The sequence below is a fragment of the Pseudomonas sp. IT-P171 genome, from assembly GCF_949767765.1.
GTDB lineage: Bacteria > Pseudomonadota > Gammaproteobacteria > Pseudomonadales > Pseudomonadaceae > Aquipseudomonas > Aquipseudomonas fluorescens_B.
The window spans coordinates 1-22,515 of sequence record NZ_CATKQN010000060.1 but is presented as its reverse complement, the minus strand read 5'-3'; the positions used below and the strand labels follow the sequence as shown (position 1 = coordinate 22,515).

16 protein-coding genes are annotated in these 22,515 nt (G+C 59.8%); 12 read left to right on the top strand and 4 right to left on the bottom strand.

Annotation, left to right across the window (positions count from 1 at the left end; all coding sequences use genetic code 11):
• Positions 1–2 precede the first annotated feature (2 nt).
• A complete protein-coding gene (ccoN, locus tag ACM6I5_RS29230) occupies positions 3–1,430 on the bottom strand; it encodes a cytochrome-c oxidase, cbb3-type subunit I (RefSeq protein ID WP_017338474.1) in 1,428 nt (475 codons plus the stop codon).
• Positions 1,431–1,794: 364 nt separating this feature from the next.
• Here ccoN and ACM6I5_RS29225 point away from each other — a divergent pair, with 364 nt between their 5' ends.
• The 4 genes from ACM6I5_RS29225 (at position 1,795) to ACM6I5_RS29210 (ending at position 5,901) form a co-directional block, all read left to right on the top strand.
• Positions 1,795–3,468, top strand: a complete 1,674-nt coding sequence (locus ACM6I5_RS29225; protein WP_414885179.1) for a nitrite/sulfite reductase — start codon at positions 1,795–1,797, stop codon at positions 3,466–3,468.
• Entirely contained in the window at positions 3,465–3,944 is a 480-nt protein-coding gene (locus ACM6I5_RS29220) for a DUF934 domain-containing protein (RefSeq protein ID WP_414885178.1), read from the top strand. Before ACM6I5_RS29225 ends, ACM6I5_RS29220 begins: the two co-directional genes overlap by 4 nt.
• Before the next feature lie 157 nt (positions 3,945–4,101).
• A complete protein-coding gene (locus ACM6I5_RS29215) occupies positions 4,102–5,070 on the top strand; it encodes a hypothetical protein (protein WP_414885177.1) in 969 nt (322 codons plus the stop codon).
• Between the two features lie 159 nt (positions 5,071–5,229).
• Positions 5,230–5,901 carry a DUF3313 domain-containing protein gene (locus ACM6I5_RS29210; RefSeq protein ID WP_017338478.1) on the top strand — a complete coding sequence of 224 codons (672 nt, stop codon included), beginning with the start codon at positions 5,230–5,232 and terminating at the stop codon, positions 5,899–5,901.
• Between the two features lie 390 nt (positions 5,902–6,291).
• Here ACM6I5_RS29210 and ACM6I5_RS29205 read toward each other — a convergent pair whose 3' ends face one another.
• On the bottom strand, positions 6,292–7,083 hold the full coding sequence (locus ACM6I5_RS29205; protein WP_017338480.1) for a hypothetical protein: 792 nt from the start codon (positions 7,081–7,083) through the stop codon (positions 6,292–6,294).
• A 314-nt stretch (positions 7,084–7,397) separates the two neighbouring features.
• Between ACM6I5_RS29205 and ACM6I5_RS29200 the strand changes: the two genes are divergently transcribed.
• Positions 7,398–8,363: a hypothetical protein gene (locus ACM6I5_RS29200; RefSeq protein ID WP_144425264.1), complete on the top strand. Its 966-nt coding sequence runs from the start codon at positions 7,398–7,400 to the stop codon at positions 8,361–8,363.
• A 71-nt stretch (positions 8,364–8,434) separates the two neighbouring features.
• Here ACM6I5_RS29200 and ACM6I5_RS29195 read toward each other — a convergent pair whose 3' ends face one another.
• Positions 8,435–8,860 (bottom strand): YciI family protein, encoded by a 426-nt coding sequence (locus ACM6I5_RS29195; RefSeq protein ID WP_017338482.1) that lies wholly within the window; start codon positions 8,858–8,860, stop codon positions 8,435–8,437.
• A gap of 454 nt (positions 8,861–9,314) precedes the next feature.
• Between ACM6I5_RS29195 and tpx the strand changes: the two genes are divergently transcribed.
• The 7 genes from tpx (at position 9,315) to ACM6I5_RS29160 (ending at position 22,151) form a co-directional block, all read left to right on the top strand.
• Positions 9,315–9,815 (top strand): thiol peroxidase, encoded by a 501-nt coding sequence (tpx, locus tag ACM6I5_RS29190; protein WP_008030203.1) that lies wholly within the window; start codon positions 9,315–9,317, stop codon positions 9,813–9,815.
• A 178-nt stretch (positions 9,816–9,993) separates the two neighbouring features.
• Complete coding sequence (locus tag ACM6I5_RS29185; protein ID WP_414885176.1) at positions 9,994–11,310, top strand: MdtA/MuxA family multidrug efflux RND transporter periplasmic adaptor subunit; 1,317 nt, start codon at positions 9,994–9,996, stop codon at positions 11,308–11,310.
• Positions 11,307–14,411 carry an MdtB/MuxB family multidrug efflux RND transporter permease subunit gene (locus ACM6I5_RS29180; RefSeq protein WP_414878240.1) on the top strand — a complete coding sequence of 1,035 codons (3,105 nt, stop codon included), beginning with the start codon at positions 11,307–11,309 and terminating at the stop codon, positions 14,409–14,411. The genes ACM6I5_RS29185 and ACM6I5_RS29180 overlap by 4 nt, the downstream gene beginning before the upstream one ends.
• A complete protein-coding gene (locus tag ACM6I5_RS29175) occupies positions 14,408–17,515 on the top strand; it encodes an efflux RND transporter permease subunit (RefSeq protein ID WP_414885175.1) in 3,108 nt (1,035 codons plus the stop codon). Before ACM6I5_RS29180 ends, ACM6I5_RS29175 begins: the two co-directional genes overlap by 4 nt.
• A complete protein-coding gene (locus ACM6I5_RS29170; RefSeq protein WP_414885174.1) occupies positions 17,512–18,987 on the top strand; it encodes an efflux transporter outer membrane subunit in 1,476 nt (491 codons plus the stop codon). The genes ACM6I5_RS29175 and ACM6I5_RS29170 overlap by 4 nt, the downstream gene beginning before the upstream one ends.
• A 213-nt stretch (positions 18,988–19,200) precedes the next feature.
• Positions 19,201–21,282, top strand: a complete 2,082-nt coding sequence (locus ACM6I5_RS29165; RefSeq protein WP_414885173.1) for a putative bifunctional diguanylate cyclase/phosphodiesterase — start codon at positions 19,201–19,203, stop codon at positions 21,280–21,282.
• 122 nt (positions 21,283–21,404) lie between these two features.
• Positions 21,405–22,151 (top strand): SDR family oxidoreductase, encoded by a 747-nt coding sequence (locus tag ACM6I5_RS29160; protein WP_017338488.1) that lies wholly within the window; start codon positions 21,405–21,407, stop codon positions 22,149–22,151.
• Positions 22,152–22,284: 133 nt separating this feature from the next.
• Here ACM6I5_RS29160 and ACM6I5_RS29155 read toward each other — a convergent pair.
• Positions 22,285–22,515, bottom strand: a 231-nt coding sequence (locus ACM6I5_RS29155) for a hypothetical protein (protein WP_414885172.1), incomplete at its 5' end; no start/stop codon positions are given.

Below are 22,515 nucleotides of genomic sequence, written 5' to 3'. Positions count from 1 at the left end.
CCTCAGGCAATCTGCGCTTCACGTTCTGCCATCGCCGCGTCGGAAACCCGCACGGTGCGCCAGGCGTTGTACGCCATCAGCAGCATGCCGCTGAGGAAGAACACGCCGCCGGCAAAACGCACCACAAATCCTGGATGGCTGGCCTGCAACGCCTCGACGAAGGAGTAGGTCAGCGTGCCGTCGTCGTTGATCGCGCGCCACATCAGTCCCTGGGTAATGCCGTTGACCCACATCGACGCGATGTACAACACGGTGCCAATGGTCGCCAGCCAGAAATGCAGATTGATCAGCGGCGTGCTGTACATCTGCTCGCGGCCGAAGACTTTCGGAATCATGTGGTAGACCGCACCGAAGGTGATCATCGCCACCCAACCGAGGGCGCCGGCGTGCACGTGGCCGATCGTCCAGTCGGTGTAGTGGGAGAGGGCGTTGACGGTCTTGATCGCCATCATCGGCCCTTCGAAGGTGGACATGCCGTAGAAGGCCAGCGACAGCACCAGGAAACGCAGGATCGGGTCGCTGCGCAACTTATGCCAGGCGCCCGACAGCGTCATCATGCCGTTGATCATCCCGCCCCAGCTCGGCGCCAGCAGGATCAATGACATTGCCATGCCGAGCGACTGCGCCCAGTCGGGCAGCGCCGTGTAGTGCAAATGGTGCGGGCCGGCCCAGATGTACAGGGTGATCAGCGCCCAGAAATGCACGATGGACAAACGATACGAATACACCGGCCGCCCGACCTGCTTGGGCACAAAGTAATACATCATTCCGAGGAACCCGGTGGTCAGGAAGAAGCCCACCGCGTTGTGCCCGTACCACCACTGCACCATCGCATCGGTCGCCCCGGAATACACCGGATAGGACTTGAACCAGTCCACGGGAATCGACAGGTGATTGACCACGTGCAGCATGGCAATCACCACGATGAACGCGCCAAAGAACCAGTTGCCGACGTAGATGTGTCGGGTCTTGCGTTGCACCACGGTGGTGAAAAACACGATGGCGTAGGCCACCCAGACCACGGTCATCCACACCGCGCCGGAGAACTCGATCTCGGCGTATTCCTTGGTGGTGGTATAGCCCAACGGCAGGGTGATCAGCATGACCACGATCACTGATTGCCAGCCCCAGAAAGTGAACGCGGCGAGGGTGTCCGAGTACAGCCGCACCTGGCAGGTACGCTGCACCGCGTAATAACTGGCAGCGAACTGCGCGCTGCCGGCAAAGCCGAAAATCACCAGGCTGGTGTGCAGCGGACGCAAGCGGCCGAAGGTGGTCCACGGCAGGTCGAGGTTCATCTCGGGCCACACCAGTTGCGAAGCGATCCACACCCCCATCGCCATCCCCACGACGCCCCAGACAATGGTCGCTACGATGAATTGGCGGACGACCTTGTAGTTATAGGCCTGTCCGATTGTCGCTGTGCTCATGGTCAATGCTTCCACGGTTGCAAAGTCTTGCCAGGCCACCCGGACTGGCATGCCGTGAACTGTAGAAACCTGATCGAAAACAAAACAGATTCAGGAAAGCGTAATTTATACGGATCAGTTGCGAGAGCCTGCACTTGGCAGAGTGGACAGTATCGGTGGATGGAATCCAGAAGTTTAATAAACCCCGGTCGGGGATTCGTACGATTGGACATCGTTGGGGAAATGCTGAAACGACCCCTGTAATGTGAAGGCTGATATGGTTTTTTCGCCGCTTTCTGAATCTGTAATGTTTTCCCGGCGCCCCTCATAGTCGCCTCATCGAGAACGAGCCGCAGAGCCCGATCAATCCTGATGAGGTAGCCACATGTATCAGTACGACGACTATGACCGGGCGCTGGTCTTCGAGCGGGTTGCACAGTTTCGCGATCAGGTCGAACGCTTCACGGCGGGCGAGTTGAGCGAAGAGGAGTTCCTGCCGCTGCGCTTGCAGAACGGCCTGTACATGCAAAAACACGCCTACATGCTGCGCGTGGCCATTCCCTACGGCACGCTCAGCGCCCGGCAGATGCGCACACTGGCGAGCATCGCCCGGGATTACGATCGCGGCTATGGCCACTTCACCACGCGGCAGAACATGCAGTTCAACTGGATCGAACTGGCCCAGGTACCGGAGATTCTCGAGCGCCTGGCCGAGGTGGAAATGCATGCCATCCAGACCTCTGGCAACTGTGTGCGCAACATCACCACCGAAGCCTTCGCCGGGGTGGCCGCCGACGAACTGATCGACCCGCGCCCCCTGGCGGAAATCCTGCGCCAGTGGTCGACCATCAACCCGGAATTCCTGTTCCTGCCGCGCAAGTTCAAGATCGCCATCTGCTCGGCCGAGCAGGACCGCGCGGCAATCATGATGCATGACATCGGCCTCTATCTTTACCCCGGCACCGACGGACAAATGCTCCTGCGAGTCATCGTTGGCGGTGGTTTGGGGCGCACGCCCATTCTTGGTTTGCAGATTCGCGAAGGCTTGCCGTGGCAGCACTTGCTGTCCTACGTCGAGGCGGTGCTGCGGGTTTATAACCGCCACGGCCGGCGCGACAACAAGTACAAGGCGCGGATCAAGATTCTGGTCAAGGCGCTGGGCATCGAAGCCTTTGCCAGGGAAGTGGAGGAGGAGTGGCAGCACTTGAAGGATGGCCCGGCACAGTTGACCGGCGTTGAATACGAGCGTGTCGCCAGTGCCTTCGTACCACCGGATTACCGTTCGTTGTCCAACACCGATCTGGAGTTCGGCACATGCCTGGCCGAGAACCCGACCTTCGCCCGCTGGGTGTCGCGCAACGTCCAACCGCACAAGGTGCCGGGCTACGCCAGTGTGGTGCTGTCGACCAAGCCGGGCATCGCGGCACCGCCGGGCGACGTCACCGGCGAGCAAATGGACGCCGTAGCCGGGTGGTCCGAGCAGTTCGGTTTCGGCGAAATCCGCATCGCCCATGAGCAGAACATCGTCCTGCCCGACGTGCCGAAGTCGGACCTGTTCGCTCTGTGGCGCCTGGCTTGCGAGCATGGCCTCGGCAGCGCCAATGCCGGATTGCTGACTGACATCATCGCCTGTCCCGGCGGCGACTTCTGCGCCCTGGCCAACGCCAAGTCGATCCCGATTGCGCAGGGCATCCAGGCGCGCTTCGAAGACCTGGACTACCTGCATGACCTGGGCGACATCAGCCTCAACATTTCCGGATGCATGAACGCCTGCGGCCATCACCACATTGGCAACATCGGCATTCTCGGCGTCGACAAGAACGGCAGCGAGTGGTACCAGATCACCCTCGGCGGCGCCCAGGGCAAGAATAGCGCGTTGGGCAAAGTCATCGGCCCGTCCTTCAGCTCCGCCGAAGTGCCCGACGTCATCGAACGAATCATCGCCACGTTCGTGCGTTACCGCGAGAGCGAAGAAATGTTCGTCGACACCTTGCAGCGCATCGGTCTGGAGCCGTTCAAGGAAGCGGTTTATCCGAAGCTGCTGGAGGTGTCGGCATGAACAATCTGCTGCGGCTGGAGGTGGGTAAGGCGCGGATTGTCCCTGACGACCCGTGGACGTTGCTCAGGGACCCCGATGCGGGATTGCCCACAGGTCCGCTGATTCTGCCGCTTTCCCGCTGGCTGGAAGATCCGCAACAGCGCGGGGTCTGGTTGGGCCCGGACGATGAGGTGGAGTGCCTCAAGCCATGGTTTGCGCAACTGCCGCTGATTGCCCTGGATTTCCCGAGTTTCCGCGACGGACGCGCCTACAGTCAGGCGTACCTGCTGCGCACCCGACTGGGCTGGACCGGCGAATTGCGCGCGATCGGCGATGTATTGCGTGATCAGCTCAGCCACATGCGTCAATGCGGTTTTGACAGCTTTGCCGTACGCGAAGACAAGTCCGCCGAAGATGCGCTCAAGGGGTTGGCGGGCATGAGCGTGCTGTATGGGCGCTCGGTGATTGAGCCGCGCCCGCTATTTCGACGGCGATAAGAGAAGATCAAAAGATCGTAGCCTTCGGCAGCTCCTGCAGGTGGACACAGCACTGTGTAGGAGTTGCCGAAGACTGCGATCTTTTTGCTTTGGACGGTGATCCCGGTTTGATAGAGTCCGCGCCTCACAAGGAAGTCAGCAAAGAAAGGAGTCTGGTTTGAGCGCGGGCAAGAAAATTCTGGGGCTGATCGCACTGGTGCTGATGGCGGCCCTGTGGGGCAGTTACTTCTATCTGTTTCAGGAAAACCGCAATGGGCAACTCGGGGAGTCATTCGACAGTGCTGCCTGGTGCGGAACGCCACCGGCCAGTGACGTGGCGGCCCTGGGCAAGGATTGGCTGACACTGCGCATCACCAGCAATGTGCGCGGCGAATTCATGCTCTCGGGGGCGGTCATCGTGTCCGAGCGTACCTTCGATCGTTATGACCTGGGCCGCAACGAATTGCGCCTGCGCCTGGAACCACTGCAATGGTCTTACGGCGTCACGCCGATTTTCCTCGAGCAGGTCAGGGTCAAGCCCCTGAGTCGCAATCTCTCCTCACTCGACAAGAGCGCCTACGCCGAGCTTGAAACCCGGCCCATCGGCGTCCAGGGGAGGGCAGCAGCATTTCCGTTCGATAGCTATCGCTACGGCTACAAGCCGGTGCTGTACATCCTCAAGGGCAATGAACGGATTGACCTGAAATTCAAGCGCATCACCACCCACATGGAGATGTCCAACACCTTCACGCCGATTCAGAAGTACAACCGCGCCGAGTACATCAATGAGAAGAATTCACTGGTCCGCGAGGAGGATTACAAACCTTACGCGGCCTATGAGTGCGCCTTCAGCGTCGAGCGCAAAGGCTCGTTCAAGGTGATCGTGCTGCTGTTGTTGCTGGTGATCTGCCTGCCGCTGATGCACGTGTTCTATCGCGACGAGCCGGGTATCGATTTTCTGGCGACGCTGGTGAGTATCGGTGCGATCCGGGTGCTGTTGGTGGGGCCGTTGAATGACTTTCAGCTGTACAACATCGACTTCCTGTTCGGCGCCGCGATTTTGCTGGTGGGCACGGTGTCGTTGATCAAGGCGATGCGGGCCAACAATCGGCGGGAGTTGGCGGCGAAGAGTGGTTCGTCCTGGTGATTGATAGGGGAGGCCGTGTCGGCGCTATCGCTGACACGGCCTCGTAGGGTGCAGTAACGAATGAATATTGATATTTATCAGAACAAAAAGTACGGCATTGGCTATACCTGTAACACCTGTTCCCCAAACTGTTGTCCACCGCCCTACAGGAGTTACAGCATGAAGCTAGCGTTAATGATGAGCACACTGTGCATTGCCTCGATCGGCGTGGTGGGCTGCACCAGTTCCAAGGTCGAGCCGGACCAGTATTCAGGGTTCCTCAAAGATTACAGTCAGCTCAAGGAAGCCAAATCCCCCTCGGGGGCGGTAGTGATGCGCTGGGTGGATCCGAAGTTCGACATCAACAAATACAAAAGCGTGTATGTCGAACCGACCCAGATGTATCCCAAGCCCCAGCCGACCGTGAAAATCCCTCAGACCACCTTGAACGGGATTACCAGTTATTACGATCAGGCGCTCAAACGCGAGATTGGCAAATCCCTGCCTTTGGCGGCAGGCCCTGGCCCTGGTGTGATGGTGGTGCGTGCGGCCATTACCGCCGTCAGCAGCAAGACCGAAGGGCTGAAGCCTTATGAAGTGATTCCGATTGCCCTCGTCGCGGCGGCGGTCAGCACCGCGAGCGGGATTCGTGATCAGCAGACCGATCTGGCCACTGAAGCGGTGTTCCTGGATGGCGGGAACAATAAGGTGCTGGCCCAGGTGGTGCGCAAGGGCACTGGCAAACCGCTGGAAAACGAGGCTCAGGTGATGAAGGCCGATGACGTGAAAATCGTGATCGATGGCTGGGCTTCGGATTTGCATCAGTCGTTTCTGAAATTGAAATCCAAATGATGCGGTGGGGCTAAGGGCCTTTTCGCGAGTTCGCTCCTACAGTAGATCTCTGTCGCACACATAATTTGTGCTCACTGGAGATCAATTGTGGGAGCGAGCCTGCTCGCGGAGACGGTGGTCCAGTCGCAAAATCGTTCTCCGACAAACCACCGGAAAAAACCGATTCCCACTATCCCCACGTATCACCTGGCGACGGTTCTGAGCTCTGCACTCTCCTGATCCACCGTCCGGGGGCAGCAAGCCCCACTGGTAATACCTCGAGATTCCTCCCCCATGGCGGTGAAGCTTGATGGGGCGACGCTGAAATCCCGGGCGCCAACCCCACAACTGACGAACATGGACATCAGGCTGTAACCGGCTGCGCGAAGTGCAATGTGCATGGCGAAATCCTTATTGACCGAAAGTGACATTAAGGCCGGCGAACAGCGTGAATTGCGGCAAGCCTTCACCCTTGTGTTCGACGGTCCACTGCGGCTCGATGAATACATTGAGGATATTGTCCCTTGATTTCCAGACCTTGCCGGCACCCAGACCAAGGGGGATGTAATGGGTGTCATTCTTCAGGTCGAAGGTCCAGGTCGCGGTTGAGCGCAGGTACCAACCTCTCTCCAGGTTGTGAATGACAAACGGTTGCAAGGTGGCTGATTCGACATGCGGGCGGTCGTTGTCGCCTGCGAAGGAACTCTGGTATTGCACCAACGCGCCGAGCAAGCCACGGGGCGATGACTCGATCGCAATGGCCGCCAGTCCCGCTTGCCATTTGCCGGTGCCGAACTCGTCCTTATCGGCATACGGCGCAGTGATCTGCGGACCGATGCCCAGCTGCACGCCCTCGGTCTTGAGCAGGAAGATATCGAGCAGATTCAGATCACCTTCACCGATGCTGTAACTCCCACCCGAATCAGGGCGAATGCTGATCGGCGCAGTGGCGCGCAGCAATTGCGGGACGCCAATGAAATCGTTGGGCGCAAGCGGCAGCGTACCGCGCACCAGCAGGTCGTTGGTGTGGATGTTGGAGTCGTAGTATTTCGGGGTGTAGTAATCCAGCAGGTTCATCCCCGGCTCGGGGTTCAATGGATTGTTGCTTTTGCTGACCATGTCGGAATCGTCCGCCTGGACACAAACCACAGATGTTAAAGAGATCGCCAAAAAAAAGGTGCGCGCTCCTGGATGCTTCGACATGATTCGCCGGTTCCTTGGTGTCTCATTGGTCTACTCGGCACTTGGCGGCCGTTACTGCGTAATCTCTTTCCTATCAAGCCTGTAGGACATGTCTGATGGACGTTAGCAGCTGCCGACGGGTTATCCAGTCGACAGGATTAATTGGTGGGTATCTGTGCACAGCTCACCCTTGGGTGAATCCGAATAAAAGGCATCTCTTTTAGTTCGGATTAGCCTTAACGATCTGTCATTTATGACAGTTCCGCGCGAGGTGCTTTTTACTGATAGTTGCAGTGGCGGATTTCAACCCACCGTCGATTATCGAGACCAAGGCCATGACTGTTGCATTCAAATCCGTATCCGCTGTTGAAAGCCCCTGGAAACAGGCCCGACTGATCATCAATGGCAAGGAGGTGCAATGGAATGGCGCTATCGTCCTGCGCCGCGACCAGGAAAACACCGTGAGCGTGGAAGTTCCACCGTCCATCGCGAGGCAGCTCTGTTTGGGCCTGGCTGAAGATGGAGGCCTGAACATCGTGGCGTCGCCTGCTTTTAAACACTGGGTGGACCCGGTTCGTGGCCGGTTTAACTGGGCACTCACACCGAGCGAAGGCAGCAGTGCTCATGTCACCTTGGTGTTTTTGAGCAGGGAAGTAACCGAGCCCTGGCCACTCCCGTGTCGGGTTATGTCACTGACCCTGTGGGATGAGGTGAAGGTCTTGTTCAACGGAGCCGAATATGATCCGGCCGGAAGCGCTTATCCAGTGCGAGGAAACCGTTACCCCGTCCAAATACAGCCACTGGCCGGTAGTCCATCCATCAACCTCAACGCGGTCGTGGTTTGGGGAATACCCCCCACAGGACTGGACGTGACCCTCGAACCATCGCCCGGCGAATCCAAAGTCCTGGAAGCGCAAGGCGCTTCCTGGGATCTGGTGTGTGGCAACACCCGGGATGGCAAGTTTTCGATGATCGTGTATCTGGAGGACGACCCCGAAATCCGTCTTGAAATAGCGTTGGAACTGGGAAATCACGATCTTGTTTTGTATCTGACGACGATTCTCAAGGGGACCGCTGGCAATCGAATAACACTGACGACTTTTTCCCAGGTTCCGCCGTTCCGACGTGTACCCGGCGTGGCTATCCAGTGGAGTTGGCGAGGTGGAGCGCTCTTGACTGGCGTCACCAGCAACCTGGGCGCCAGCTCCGTGGAGTTTGATGCGAGGGAAGTGAACGGGCCGGTTTCAGTGGAAACCTATGTGCTTGGCCAGCCTCATTCAGCAAAAACCGTTGTAATTTGAACCTTGGTTTGTCCATAGCAGGATGATTGACGGTTTTCGGAGCGCCGGACCCCGAAAACCGTTACAGGCACTCAGCGCTTGTTCATCTGCTCACGCTGCCGCTCCTCCTGCTCCCGCAGCTCCGGCGTGAATTCGGCACCGAAATCCTCGGCCTCAAACACCTGGCGAATCTCGATTTCGGCTTCGGTACCCGGCATCGGGTTGGGGCAGCGTTTGACCCACTCGATTGCTTCGTCCTTCGACTTCACCTGCCACAGCCAGTAACCGGCGATCAGCTCTTTTGTTTCGACAAACGGGCCGTCAATCACTGTGCGTCTGTCGCCCGAAAAACGTACGCGGGCGCCCTGGCTACTCGGGTGCAAACCTTCGCCTGCCAACATGATCCCGGCCTTGACCAGTTCCTCGTTGTAATTGCCCATCGCGGTCAGCAGTTCTTTACTGGGCATCACGCCAGCCTCGGAATCCGGGCTGGCTTTGACAATGATCATGAATCGCATGGTGGTGTGTCCTCTGGATTTGAATGATTCACTGTATGGTCGATTGGTGATTTGCCAAATCGACAACGTTTCAAAAAAAACGTCGTTTTAACGGGATTCGGTCGATTAATTTTCGACATTCATTCCGTCATTAATATGTCCCGAGAAGTCGGCGACCGGCGTTCCATCGGCGAAATGCTCAGGGGGCAGTGGCTGCCTTCCTCATCGGCAAATATGTACCCGGCGCAATTGAGGCCATTAGGGGCGAGGTGATCAGCCTCTGCACGTTCCTGATTTGTGCGCCGCAATACCGCACCTACCGGATCCCCACAGGCTTTTTTCTCTGCAAGGGTTGTATCCAGTCTCTGCGACGACCCTTCACAATTTGTATCCGCCCATAGGTCGTCAGCCCGTTTCGTGGTTAACTTCGGCCTCTTCAAAATTCTCCACACCAACGTTCAGAAGGACTCCTTTCATGGCTCAAGTCACTCTTAAAGGCAACCCGGTTCAAGTCAACGGCCAACTGCCACAAGCCGGTTCCAAGGCGCCAGCCTTTTCCCTGGTTGCCGGCAATCTGTCCGACGTGACCCTGGCGAGCTTCGCCGGCAAGCGCAAAGTGCTGAACATCTTCCCAAGCGTCGACACCCCGACCTGCGCCACTTCGGTTCGCAAGTTCAACGCCCAGGCCAATGACGTCGCCAACACCGTGGTGCTGTGCATCTCTGCGGACCTGCCGTTCGCCCAGGCCCGTTTCTGCGGCGCCGAAGGCCTGGAAAACGTGCAGAACCTGTCGACCCTGCGCGGTGCCGAATTCATCGAGAACTACGGCGTTGCCATTGCCGACGGCCCACTCAAAGGCCTGACTGCCCGTGCCGTTGTGGTACTGGACGAAAACGACAACGTGCTGCACAGCGAGCTGGTCAAGGAAATCGCTGAAGAGCCAAACTACGAAGCCGCACTTGCCGTTCTGAAATAAGCAGTTCATTACAATTGTTAACGGCCTGGCCCTGTCCAGGCCGTTTTCATTTGTGCTTCAGTGTCTTAGATAAATCTCCTGTTACGTAAGCCGAAGGTAAATTGCCGGTAAAGGCGCTTTGCTAAATACCCGCCAGTGCTTATCGTTCAGCCTCCCGTAGAAGAAGCCCACGCGCCCAATGGTTGATCATTCAATGCAATCCTCCGCTTCCCGTAGTCCTCGTCGCTGGCTGTTCGGCCTGCTTGTCCTGTTGGTCATCGCTGGCCTGTGCTGGAAATTCTGGCCCGGCAGCGCTGCGCCAAAAGAAGGTGCAGGACAAAAAGCCGTGGCGGGGCATACCGGTCGTTCGGGCGGCATGCGTCCGGGTTTCGGGGGCGCGACGGGGCCGGTTCCGGTGCGTGTCGCGCCAGCGGTCAAAGGCGACTTCCCGCTGTACTACAAGGCGCTGGGCACCGTGACGGCGCTGAACACCATCAATGTGCGCAGCCGGGTGGGCGGCGAGCTGATCAAGGTGTCATTCGAAGAAGGGCAGATGGTCAAGGCCGGCGATCTGCTGGCTGAAATCGACCCGCGTCCTTACCAGAACGCCTTGCTGCAGGCCGAAGGCACCTTGCTGCAAAACCAGGCGCAACTGAAGAACGCTCAAGTCGATGTCGAACGTTATCGCGGCCTGTACCGTGAAGACAGCATCGCCAAGCAAACCCTGGACACCGCCGAAGCGCTGGTCGGCCAGTATCAGGGCACGGTCAAGACCAATCAGGCGGCGGTCAATGACGCCAAGCTCAATCTCGAATTCACCAGGATCCGCGCGCCGATTACCGGTCGTGTGGGCCTGCGTCAGCTCGACGTCGGCAACCTGGTGGCTGCCAATGACACCACGGCGCTGGCGATCATCACCCAGACTCAACCGATCAACGTTGCCTTCACCTTGCCGGAAAACAGCCTCGACGTGGTGCTGGCCCGCTATCGCAGTGGCGCCAAACTGCCCGCCGAAGCCTGGGACCGTGGCGACACCAAAATGCAAGCCACCGGTGTGTTGCAGAGCCTCGACAACCAGATCGACGTCACCACCGGCACCCTGAAATTCAAGGCTCGCTACGCAAACCGCGATCAGGCGTTGTTCCCCAATCAGTTCGTCAACGTCCACCTGCTCGCCGACACGCTCAAAGACGTGGTACTCGCGCCTTCGGCAGCCATCCAGTTTGGCACCAATGGCACGTTCGTCTATGCAATGGATGGCGACAAGAAGGTCACGATCCGTCAGTTGAAAGTCGGCGCCAGCGACGGTGAAAACACCGTAGTCACCGAAGGCCTGACCGCCGGCGATCGCGTAGTCCTCGAAGGCACCGACCGCCTGAAGGAAGGCAGTGAAGTAGAAGTGGTCAATGACACCAAGGACGTGCCGACCTCTCCGACCGGGCACCTGCAGGGCAAACCGGCGGCCAGCGCGACTGATCCGGCGACCACCGACAAGGCGAAAAAGGGCGGCGCATGAACATCTCGCGGCTGTTCATCCTTCGCCCGGTCGCCACGACCCTGAGCATGCTGGCCATTATTCTGGCCGGCGTCATTGCCTATCGGCTGTTGCCGGTGTCGGCCTTGCCCCAGGTCGATTACCCGACCATTCGCGTCATGACCCTTTATCCCGGCGCCAGCCCGGACGTCATGACCAGCGCCGTGACCGCGCCGCTCGAGCGTCAGTTCGGGCAGATGCCCGGCCTGACCCAGATGGCCTCGACCAGTTCCGGTGGCGCCTCGGTGCTGACCCTGCGGTTCAGCCTCGACATCAACATGGACGTCGCCGAGCAGCAGGTGCAGGCCGCGATCAACGCCGCGACCAATCTGCTACCCAAGGACCTGCCCGCGCCGCCGGTGTACAACAAGGTCAACCCGGCGGACACCCCGGTGCTGACCCTGGCGATCACGTCCAAGACCATGTTGCTGCCCAAGCTCAATGACCTGGTCGATACGCGCATGGCACAGAAAATCGCCCAGATCAGTGGCGTCGGCATGGTCAGCATTGCCGGCGGCCAGCGTCAGGCGGTGCGGATCAAGGTCAACCCCGAAGCCCTGGCGGCCAACGGTTTGAACCTGTCGGACGTGCGCACCTTGATCGGTGCCTCCAACGTCAACCAGCCCAAGGGCAACTTCGACGGTCCGACCCGGGTCTCGATGCTCGATGCAAACGATCAACTGACCTCGCCCAAGGATTACGCCAACCTGATCCTGGCCTACGCCAACGGTGCGCCATTGCGGCTCAAGGACGTGGCGGAAATCGTCGACGGAGCGGAGAACGAACGTCTGGCGGCGTGGGCCAACGAAAACCAGGCCGTGTTGCTGAACATCCAGCGCCAGCCCGGCGCCAACGTCATCGAAGTGGTCGACCGGATCAAGGCGTTGCTGCCGAGCATCACGGATAACCTGCCGGCCGGCCTCGACGTCACTGTGCTGACCGACCGCACCCAGACCATCCGTGCGTCCGTCACCGACGTACAACACGAATTGCTGATCGCCATCGCGCTGGTGGTGATGGTGACGTTCCTGTTCCTGCGGCGCGCCAGTGCCACGATCATTCCTTCGGTGGCCGTGCCGCTGTCGTTGATCGGCACCTTCGGCGTGATGTACCTCGCCGGTTTTTCGGTCAATAACCTGACCCTGATGGCCCTGACCATCGCCACCGGTTTTGTGGTGGACGATGCGATCGTCATGCTGGAGAACATTTCCCGGTTTATCGAAGAGGGTGACAGCCCGTTGAACGCGGCGCTCAAGGGCGCCAAGCAGATCGGCTTTACCCTGATTTCCCTGACCTTGTCGCTGATCGCTGTACTGATCCCGTTGCTGTTCATGGCCGACGTGGTGGGGCGTTTGTTCCGCGAGTTTGCGATCACGTTGGCGGTGGCGATCCTGATTTCCCTGGTCGTCTCGCTGACCCTGACACCGATGATGTGCGCGCGACTGCTCAAGCGCGAACCCAAGGAAGAAGAACAGGGCCGTTTCTACCGGGCCAGCGGTGCCACAATTGATTGGATGATCGCGGCTTACGGGCGCAAGTTAAAGTGGGTTCTCAAGCATCAACCGCTGACGTTGCTGGTGGCGATCGGCACCCTGGCGCTGACTGTATTCCTTTACATGGTCGTGCCGAAGGGGTTCTTTCCGGTGCAGGACACTGGCGTCATTCAGGGCATTTCCGAGGCGCCGCAGTCGATTTCCTTTGCAGCGATGAGCGAGCGGCAACAGGAACTGGCCAAGGTGATCCTGGCGGACCCGGCCGTAGAGAGTCTGTCTTCCTATATTGGCGTCGATGGCGATAACTCGACGTTGAACAGCGGTCGTTTGCTGATCAACCTCAAGTCCCACAGCAACCGCGATTTGAGCGCCACCGAAGTGATTGCCCGCCTGCAACCGGAACTGGACAAGCTGGTCGGCATTCGTCTGTTCATGCAGCCGGTTCAGGACCTGACCATCGAAGACCGCGTAAGCCGTACGCAGTACCAATTCAGCATGTCGTCGCCGGATTCCGAGTTGCTCAACCTGTGGAGTGGTCGTTTGGTGGAAGCACTGGCCCAACGGCCGGAGCTGACCGATGTTGCCAGTGATTTGCAGGACAAAGGGCTGCAGGTCTACCTGGTGATCGACCGTGATGCGGCGTCGCGGGTCGGGGTGTCGGTGTCGAACATTACCGACGCGCTGTACGACGCGTTCGGTCAGCGGCAGATTTCCACCATTTACACCCAGGCCAGCCAGTACCGCGTAGTGCTGCAATCGCAGTCCGGCGAGAAGATCGGCCCGGATGCGCTGAACCAGATTCACGTCAAGACCACCGATGGCGGGCAAGTGCGCCTGTCCAGCCTGGCGCACATAGAGGAACGTCAGGCGCAGCTCGCGATCACTCACATCGGCCAGTTCCCGGCGGTGATGATGTCCTTCAACCTTGCGCCCGGCGTGGCGCTGGGGCATGCGGTGGAAATCATCGAGCAAGTGCAGAAAGACATCGGCATGCCGATTGGCGTACAGACCCAGTTTCAGGGCGCGGCCGAAGCGTTCCAGGCGTCGTTGTCGAGCACGTTGCTGCTGATTCTGGCAGCGGTGGTGACCATGTACATCGTGCTCGGCGTGCTCTATGAGAGCTACATCCACCCGATCACCATTCTCTCGACCTTGCCGTCCGCGGCGGTCGGCGCCTTGCTGGCGTTGCTGTTGAGTGGCAATGACCTGGGGATGATCGCGATCATCGGCATCATCCTGCTGATCGGTATCGTGAAGAAGAACGCGATCATGATGATCGACTTCGCCCTCGACGCCGAGCGCAATCAGGGCATGGACCCGGAGACGGCGATCTATCAGGCAGCGCTGCTGCGCTTCCGGCCGATCCTGATGACCACGCTGGCGGCATTGTTCGGTGCCGTGCCGTTGATGCTGGCCACCGGTTCCGGCGCTGAGCTGCGTCAGCCCCTGGGTCTGGTGATGGTCGGTGGTTTGTTGGTCAGCCAGGTGCTGACGTTGTTCACCACACCGGTCATTTACCTCTACTTCGACCGCCTCGGTCGGCGCTGGGGCCGTCAGGCCGAGCCCGTGGAAGTGGTCGAACAGCCATGAACCTCTCCGGACCTTTCATCAAGCGCCCGGTCGCAACGATGTTGCTGAGCCTGGCGATCATGCTGCTGGGCGGGGTGAGCTTCGGCTTGCTGCCGGTGTCACCGCTGCCGCAAATGGACTTCCCGGTGATCGTGGTCCAGGCCAGTCTGCCGGGGGCGAGCCCGGAGGTGATGGCTTCGACCGTGGCTACACCACTCGAACGTTCCTTCGGCGCCATCGCCGGGGTCAACACCATGAGCAGCCGTTCCAGCCAGGGCTCGACCCGGGTGATTCTGCAGTTCGACCTTGATCGCGACATCAACGGCGCGGCGCGCGAAGTGCAAGCGGCGATCAACGCCTCGCGCAACCTGCTGCCGAGCGGGATGCGCAGCATGCCGACCTACAAGAAGGTCAACCCGTCCCAGGCGCCGATCATGGTGCTGTCGTTGACCTCGGATGTGCTGGAAAAGGGCCAGCTCTACGATTTGGCCTCGACGATCCTGTCCCAGAGCCTGTCCCAGGTGCAGGGCGTAGGTGAAGTACAGATCGGTGGCAGCTCCCTGCCGGCGGTGCGGATCGAACTCGAACCCCAGGCGCTCAACCAGTACGGCGTGGCGCTGGACGATGTGCGCAACACCGTCGCCAATGCCAACGTGCGTCGGCCGAAAGGCTCGGTCGAAGACGGTCAGCGGTTGTGGCAGGTCCAGGCCAACGATCAGCTGGAAAAAGCCAAGGACTACGAGTCGCTGATCATTCACTACAACGGCGGTGCAGCACTGCGGTTGAAGGATGTGGCCAAGGTCAGCGACGGCGTCGAGGACCGTTACAACAGCGGTTTCTTCAACAATGACGCGGCGGTCTTGCTGGTGATCAACCGTCAGGCCGGCGCCAACATCATCGAGACGGTCAACGAGATCAAGGCTCAGCTCCCGGCACTGCAAGCCGTACTGCCGGCCAGCGTCAAGCTGAACCTGGCCATGGACCGCTCGCCGGTGATCAAGGCGACCCTGCACGAAGCGGAAATGACCCTGCTGATCGCCGTGGCGCTGGTGATCCTGGTGGTGTTCCTGTTTCTCGGTAACTTCCGCGCCTCGCTGATTCCGACCCTTGCGGTACCGGTGTCGCTGGTGGGCACCTTCGCGGTGATGTACCTGTACGGATTTTCCCTGAACAACCTGTCGCTGATGGCGCTGATCCTGGCCACCGGGCTGGTGGTGGACGACGCCATCGTGGTGCTGGAGAACATCACCCGGCACATCGACGAAGGCGTGCCGCCGATGAAGGCCGCTTACCTCGGGGCGCAGGAAGTCGGTTTCACGCTGCTGTCGATGAACGTCTCGCTGGTCGCAGTGTTCCTGTCGATCCTGTTCATGGGCGGGATCATCGAAAGCCTGTTCCGTGAGTTTTCCATCACCCTGGCCGCGTCCATCGTGGTGTCGTTGGTGGTCTCGCTGACCCTGACACCGATGCTCTGCGCCCGTTGGCTGAAGCCGCATACGCCGGGTGAGGAAAACCGCCTGCAACGCTGGAGCCACCGCGCCAACGAGTGGATGGTCGCTAAATACGCCACCAGCCTGGATTGGGTGTTGCGTCACCGTCGCCTGACCTTGCTCAGCCTTATCGTGACAGTTGGCGTTAACATTGCGCTGTATGTCGTTGTTCCTAAAACATTCATGCCTCAGCAAGACACCGGTCAACTGATCGGTTTTGTGCGGGGCGACGACGGTCTGTCGTTCAGCGTCATGCAGCCGAAAATGGAAACGTTCCGCCGCGCCGTACTCAAGGATGAAGCGGTGGAAAGCGTCGCCGGCTTCATCGGTGGCACCAACGGCACCAACAACGCCTTCATGCTGGTACGCCTGAAACCGATCAAGGAGCGGGGCGTTTCTGCGCAAAAAGTCATCGAACGCCTGCGCAAGGAAATGCCCAAGGTCGCCGGCGCGCAGTTGATGCTGATGGCGGATCAGGACCTGCAATTTGGCGGCGGCCGCGAGCAGACCACCTCGCAGTATTCCTACATCCTGCAAAGCGCCGACCTTGGCGAACTGCGCCAGTGGTATCCGAAGGTGGTGACCGCGCTCAAGGCGTTGCCGGAGCTGACCGCGATTGACGCCCGTGAAGGACGCGGCGCGCAGCAGGTGACCTTGATCGTCGATCGCGACCAGGCCAAACGCCTGGGGGTCGACATGGACATGGTCACCGCCGTCCTGAACAACGCCTACAGCCAGCGACAGATTTCAACCATCTACGACAGCCTCAACCAATATCAGGTGGTGATGGAGGTCAATCCGAAGTACGCCCAGGACCCGATCACCCTCAAGCAGGTTCAGGTAATCACCGCCGATGGCGCGCGGATTCCGCTGTCGACCATCGCCCATTACGAAAACAGCCTGGAGGACGACCGTGTCAGCCACGAAGGTCAGTTCGCCTCCGAGAGCATTTCCTTCGACATGGCTGAAGGCGTGACGGTGGAGCAGGGCACTGCGGCCATCGAACGGGCGATTGCCAAGCTCGGCATGCCGGAAGACGTGATCGTGAAAATGGCCGGCACCGCCGACGCCTTCGCCGCGACCCAGAAAAGCCAGCCGTGGATGATTCTTGGCGCACTGGTGGCGGTTTATCTGGTGCTGGGTGTGTTGTATGAAAGCTACATCCATCCACTGACCATTCTCTCGACCTTGCCGTCGGCCGGGGTCGGCGCGTTGCTGTCGATCTATGCGCTGGGCGGTGAGTTCAGCCTGATCTCGTTGCTCGGGCTGTTTTTGCTGATCGGCGTGGTGAAGAAAAACGCCATTCTGATGATCGACCTCGCATTGCAACTCGAGCGGCATCAGGGCCTGGAACCGCTGGCGTCGATTCGCAGCGCTTGCCTGCAACGTCTGCGTCCGATTCTGATGACCACGCTGGCCGCGATCCTCGGTGCCTTGCCGCTGCTACTGAGCCGTGCCGAAGGTGCGGAAATGCGTCAACCACTGGGCCTGACCATCATTGGCGGGTTGATTTTCAGTCAGGTCCTGACGCTTTACACCACCCCGGTGGTTTACCTCTATCTCGACAAACTGCGCCATCGCTTCAACCACTGGCGTGGGGTGCGTACCGATGCTGCCCTGGAAACTCCGCTATGACTGACCGTTTGCTAATCAACCTGTCCGCACCGCTGATCACGGCCCGAGGCTCGCGCCTGTTGAGCCTGTCGCTGTGCGTTGCGCTGCTCAGTGCCTGCGCCATCGGCCCGGATTACCAGCGCCCGCCAACCGCTGCGCCGGTGCAGTACAAGGAAGCGGCCGGTTGGCGTCAGGCCAATCCGAGCGATTCCCTGGCCCGCGGTGCGTGGTGGGAATTGTATGGCGATCAACAATTGAATGGCCTGATCGAGAAACTCAACAGCGCCAACCAGACGGTTGCCCAGTCCGAAGCCCAATACCGTCAAGCCCAGGCGTTGGTGCGCAGTGCTCGCGGTGCGTTTTTTCCGACCGTGGACCTGACGGTCGGGAAAAACCGCTCCAGCCAGGGCACCGGCAGCAGCAGTTCGAGCCTGACCAGTTCCTCCAGTGGTATCCGCGACACCTATACCGCACAGGCAGGGGTCAGTTGGGAAGCCGACGTCTGGGGCAAGCTGCGCCGCGGGCTGGAAGCCGACACCGCCAATGCCGAGGCGAGTTTTGCCGATCTGGCGGCGATGCGGTTGAGCCAGCAGTCGGAACTGGTGCAGAACTACCTGCAATTGCGCGTGATCGATGAGCAGAAACGTCTGCTGCAAGCCACGGTCGAGGCCTATCAACGCTCGCTGAAAATGACCGAAAACCAGTACCGCGCCGGTGTTTCCGGCAAAGATGCGGTGGCCCAGGCCACCACCCAGCTCAAGAGCACCGAGGCCGAACTGGTCGATCTGATCTGGCAGCGTGCGCAGTTCGAGAACGCCATTGCCGTGCTGATCGGGTTGCCGCCGGCCGAGTTCAGCCTCGCGGAATCCGCGGATATCCCGATGCTGCCCGAGGTGCCGCTGAACCTGCCTTCGCAGTTATTGGAACGCCGCCCGGACATCGCCTCCGCCGAACGCTCGGTCATGGCCGCCAACGCTAACATCGGTGTGGCCAAGGCCGCTTATTACCCGGACCTGACGTTGAGTTTGAATGGCGGTTACAGCAGCAGCACCACTTCCAACTGGATCAGTGTGCCGAACCGCTTCTGGTCGGTCGGCCCGCAACTGGCGATGACCTTGTTCGACGGCGGCCAACGCTCGGCGGAAGTCGACCGCAGCGAAGCAGCCTACGACGAAACCGTCGCCAAGTACCGCCAGACCGTGCTCGACGGCTTCCGCGAGGTGGAGAATTATCTGGTCCAGCTCAAGGTCCTGGAGAACGAATCGGCCGTGCGTCAGCAGGCCCTGGACGCGGCGCGTGAGTCCTTGCGCCTGACCCGGAATCAGTACAAGGCCGGGTTGATCGCTTATCTGGATGTAGTGGTCGTGCAAGCCACTGCGCTGAACAACGAACGCAACATGCTGGATTTGTTGCAGAGCCGCTTGATTGCCAGCGTGCAGTTGATTGCGGCGCTGGGTGGCGGATGGGATGGCCAGCTCGACCGTAACTTGTAGGTCACTCGACAGCGCCTACAGGGCGCCCGGCGGCGCGTGGGGTGGGCTCCGGGAACGCCAATCCAACATCATCGCCAGCAATCAAACAAGCGTTTCATCGGGTTGATGGCCTTTTGCTAATTTTGTCAGTGCGTTCTTTCATGCAATCAGTACAATCGCCGGATTTGTCCCCCGAGAATGGAAGCAGTACGGCGGGTCGTCACGAGAAGTCCCATGCTCATCGGTAGCTATTCCCCCACGCTGGTTATCATCTCGCTTTTTGTGGCGATTCTCGCGTCCTACACCGCGCTCGACATGACCGGGCGCATCGCCACGGCCAAAGGGCGTGCCGTGCATTTGTGGACGGCCGGCGGCGCTTTGGCGATGGGCATCGGCGTGTGGTCGATGCATTTCATCGGCATGCTCGCGTTTGAACTGCCGATTGACCTCGGCTACGACGTTACCCTGACGGCCCTGTCGCTGCTGACCGCCATTCTGTCCTGCGGCTTTGCCCTGTGGCTGGTCAGCCAGCCACAACTGCCGGGCTGGCAACTGGCGTTCGGGGCGCTGGTGATGGGGGCTGGCATCAGCGCCATGCACTACACCGGCATGGCGGCCATGCGCATGCAACCGGGTATCGATTACGACCCGACATTGTTCGGCGCCTCTTTGCTCATCGCCGTCGGCGCCTCGGGCGCTGCATTATGGATCGCCTTCCGCCTGCGCCGGCACACGCCTTCTGTCAGCCTGCTTCGAGGCGGCGCGGCGGTGATCATGGGCATTGCCATTGTCGGTATGCACTACACCGCCATGGCCGCTGCGCGTTTTCCAGACGGCAGTTTTTGTGGCGCGGCGATCAACGGTTTGAACGGCAAGGGCCTGGACAGCCTGGTACTGATCACTACGATGGCGGTGCTGAGCATTGCCTTGCTCACCTCGATTCTCGATGCGCGCCTGGAGGCTCGCACCGCCGAGCTGGCCCATTCGCTGACAGAGGCTAATCGCGAACTCACCCAACTGGCGCTGCACGACACCCTGACCGGTCTGCCAAATCGGGTGTTGCTGGCTGACCGTATCGACCAGGCCATGTCGAGAGTGCAGGAGCAAGGCGGTTGTTTTGCCTTGATGTTCATCGATCTGGACGGTTTCAAGCCGGTCAATGATGCATTCGGCCATCACATGGGGGACCAGTTGCTGCGCGAAGTCGCACTGCGCCTGCGTGAGGACTTGCGTAGCCAGGACACGCTGGCGCGGATTGGTGGCGATGAGTTCGTGCTGTTGGTGCAACTGGCTGATGAACATGACGCACTGAATCTGGCGGCGCGGCAAGTCGGGCTGATCGCGCGCTCGTTTCGCGTTGCTGAACATGATTTGCAAATATCCGCCAGTGTCGGCATCGCCCTTTATCCGGGAAACGGCCAGACCTGCGAAGAACTGCTGATGAACGCCGACGCGGCGATGTATCACGCCAAGGGCGCGGGCAAAAACGGCTACAGCTTCTTCGACGTCTCGATGAACAGCAACGCGCGCAAACAGCTGCAATTGCTGCAAGACCTGCGCAATGCAGTGGAACAGCAAGAATTCTGCCTCTACTACCAGCCAAAATTCGATGCCGGCAACGGCCGGCCTGTCGGCGCCGAGGCGTTGTTGCGCTGGGTGCACCCGACGCAGGGCATGCTGCTGCCGGACAAGTTCATCGAACTGGCGGAGAAGACCGGCCTGATCATCCCGATCGGCGATTGGGTGCTCAACGAAGCCTGCCGGCAAATGCGCGAATGGTACGTGCTCGGTTACACCGACTGGCGCATCGCCGTGAATCTGTCGGCTTTGCAGTTCTGCCACGCTGGCCTGGTCCAGAGTGTCGCCAAGGCGTTGGCTACGCATCATTTGCCGGCCAACAGCCTGACCCTGGAAATCACCGAAACCACCGCCATGAGCGATGCCGATGCGAGCATGATGGTGCTTAACGAACTCTCGGAGATGGGTGTCGACCTGTCGATTGATGATTTTGGTACTGGCTATTCGAGCCTGATGTACCTCAAGCGCTTGCCGGCCAACGAACTGAAAATCGACCGGGGGTTTGTTCGCGACCTGGAACGGGACAGCGACGACGCAGCCATCGTTTCCGCCATCGTCGCCCTCGGCCAGGCGCTGGATTTGCGCATCGTTGCCGAAGGCGTGGAAACCGATGTGCAGCAGGATTTCCTGACTCAACTCGGTTGCGACTCGTTGCAGGGCTATCTGTTGGGGCATCCGCTGCCGGCGGAGCGCTTCATGGTGGATATTCTTCGCGGGGAGCGGTTGGCGGTAAGTTGACCCCTCTGTGGCGAGGGAGCAAGCTCCCTCGCCACAGGACAACCACAGACCCCATGCAAAACCCGCCAATGGCGGTTATTCTTGGCCCCGACTGCAAACGCTTTAACGGGGGAAACGCTCGCATGGACAAAGTCATCGTCATCACCGGCGGCAGCCGCGGCATCGGCGCCGCCACAGCCTTGTTGGCCGCCGCACAGGGCTATCGGATCTGCATCAACTATCAATCCGACGAAGAGGCGGCGCACCGCGTGCTTGAGCAAGTACGCGCCCTCGGTGCCCAGGCCATCGCGGTACGAGCCGACGTCAGTATCGAAGACGAAGTGATCGGGCTGTTCAACCGCGTTGACGCCGAACTGGGCCGGGTGACCGCGCTGGTCAATAATGCCGGGACCGTGGGGCACAAATCCCGCGTCGACGAAATGTCCGAGTTCCGCATTCTCAAAACCCTCAAGACCAACGTCCTGGCGCCGATCCTCTGCGCCAAGCACGCCGTGCTGCGCATGTCGCCGAAACACGGCGGGCAGGGCGGCAGTATCGTCAACGTATCTTCGGTCGCCTCGCGCCTGGGAGCGCCAAATGAGTACGTGGATTACGCGTCGTCCAAAGGCGCGCTCGACACGTTTACCATCGGCCTGTCCAAGGAAGTGGCGGGCGAAGGCATTCGGGTCAATGCCGTGCGCCCCGGTTACATCTACACCGATTTCCATGCGCTGAGCGGCGATCCGGACCGGGTCAGCAAACTGGAATCGGCGATCCCGATGGCGCGCGGGGGCCGGCCGGATGAAGTGGCTGAGGCGATTGTGTGGTTGTTGTCGGACAAGGCTTCTTACGCGACCGGCACGTTTGTTGATCTTGGTGGTGGGCGCTGAATGGCTGTCTACTGTCATTTGTGACAGTAGACGTCGATAGCTCGCGCACCTAAATTACGAGTGGCCTCTCATCGGTGAGCGCCACGACTTGTTCAACCATACGCCATCAATCAGTGTCATTGAGCCCCGCGGTTTACTTGTCCGTGCCCTGGCCTATTATCGACGCGTCGCCGGCGAAGCGGTGGTGACGCGAGTCACGCACCAGCTTTATGACGCGGCGAGTCGGCTCACTGAACAGCGCGATCCTCGCTTGTTTGCCCTGGCGCAGTCCGGCGTCGCGGTGCCGCCGAATCTGGTCAGCATCCCAAGCCTTTCCGGCCAGCCACTGTGCAGCGACAGTGTCGATGCCGGCTGGCAGGTGAGT

Bases quoted from the DNA above. Each gene is read 5' to 3' on its own strand.
- ccoN (WP_017338474.1), bottom strand. From the start codon at position 1,430: ATGAGCACAGCGACAATCGGACAGGCCTATAACTACAAGGTCGTCCGC.
- ACM6I5_RS29225 (WP_414885179.1), top strand. From the start codon at position 1,795: ATGTATCAGTACGACGACTATGACCGGGCGCTGGTCTTCGAGCGGGTT.
- ACM6I5_RS29220 (WP_414885178.1), top strand. From the start codon at position 3,465: ATGAACAATCTGCTGCGGCTGGAGGTGGGTAAGGCGCGGATTGTCCCT.
- ACM6I5_RS29210 (WP_017338478.1), top strand. From the start codon at position 5,230: ATGAAGCTAGCGTTAATGATGAGCACACTGTGCATTGCCTCGATCGGC.
- ACM6I5_RS29205 (WP_017338480.1), bottom strand. From the start codon at position 7,083: ATGTCGAAGCATCCAGGAGCGCGCACCTTTTTTTTGGCGATCTCTTTA.
- ACM6I5_RS29200 (WP_144425264.1), top strand. From the start codon at position 7,398: ATGACTGTTGCATTCAAATCCGTATCCGCTGTTGAAAGCCCCTGGAAA.
- ACM6I5_RS29195 (WP_017338482.1), bottom strand. From the start codon at position 8,860: ATGCGATTCATGATCATTGTCAAAGCCAGCCCGGATTCCGAGGCTGGC.
- tpx (WP_008030203.1), top strand. From the start codon at position 9,315: ATGGCTCAAGTCACTCTTAAAGGCAACCCGGTTCAAGTCAACGGCCAA.
- ACM6I5_RS29185 (WP_414885176.1), top strand. From the start codon at position 9,994: ATGGTTGATCATTCAATGCAATCCTCCGCTTCCCGTAGTCCTCGTCGC.
- ACM6I5_RS29180 (WP_414878240.1), top strand. From the start codon at position 11,307: ATGAACATCTCGCGGCTGTTCATCCTTCGCCCGGTCGCCACGACCCTG.
- ACM6I5_RS29175 (WP_414885175.1), top strand. From the start codon at position 14,408: ATGAACCTCTCCGGACCTTTCATCAAGCGCCCGGTCGCAACGATGTTG.
- ACM6I5_RS29170 (WP_414885174.1), top strand. From the start codon at position 17,512: ATGACTGACCGTTTGCTAATCAACCTGTCCGCACCGCTGATCACGGCC.
- ACM6I5_RS29165 (WP_414885173.1), top strand. From the start codon at position 19,201: ATGCTCATCGGTAGCTATTCCCCCACGCTGGTTATCATCTCGCTTTTT.
- ACM6I5_RS29160 (WP_017338488.1), top strand. From the start codon at position 21,405: ATGGACAAAGTCATCGTCATCACCGGCGGCAGCCGCGGCATCGGCGCC.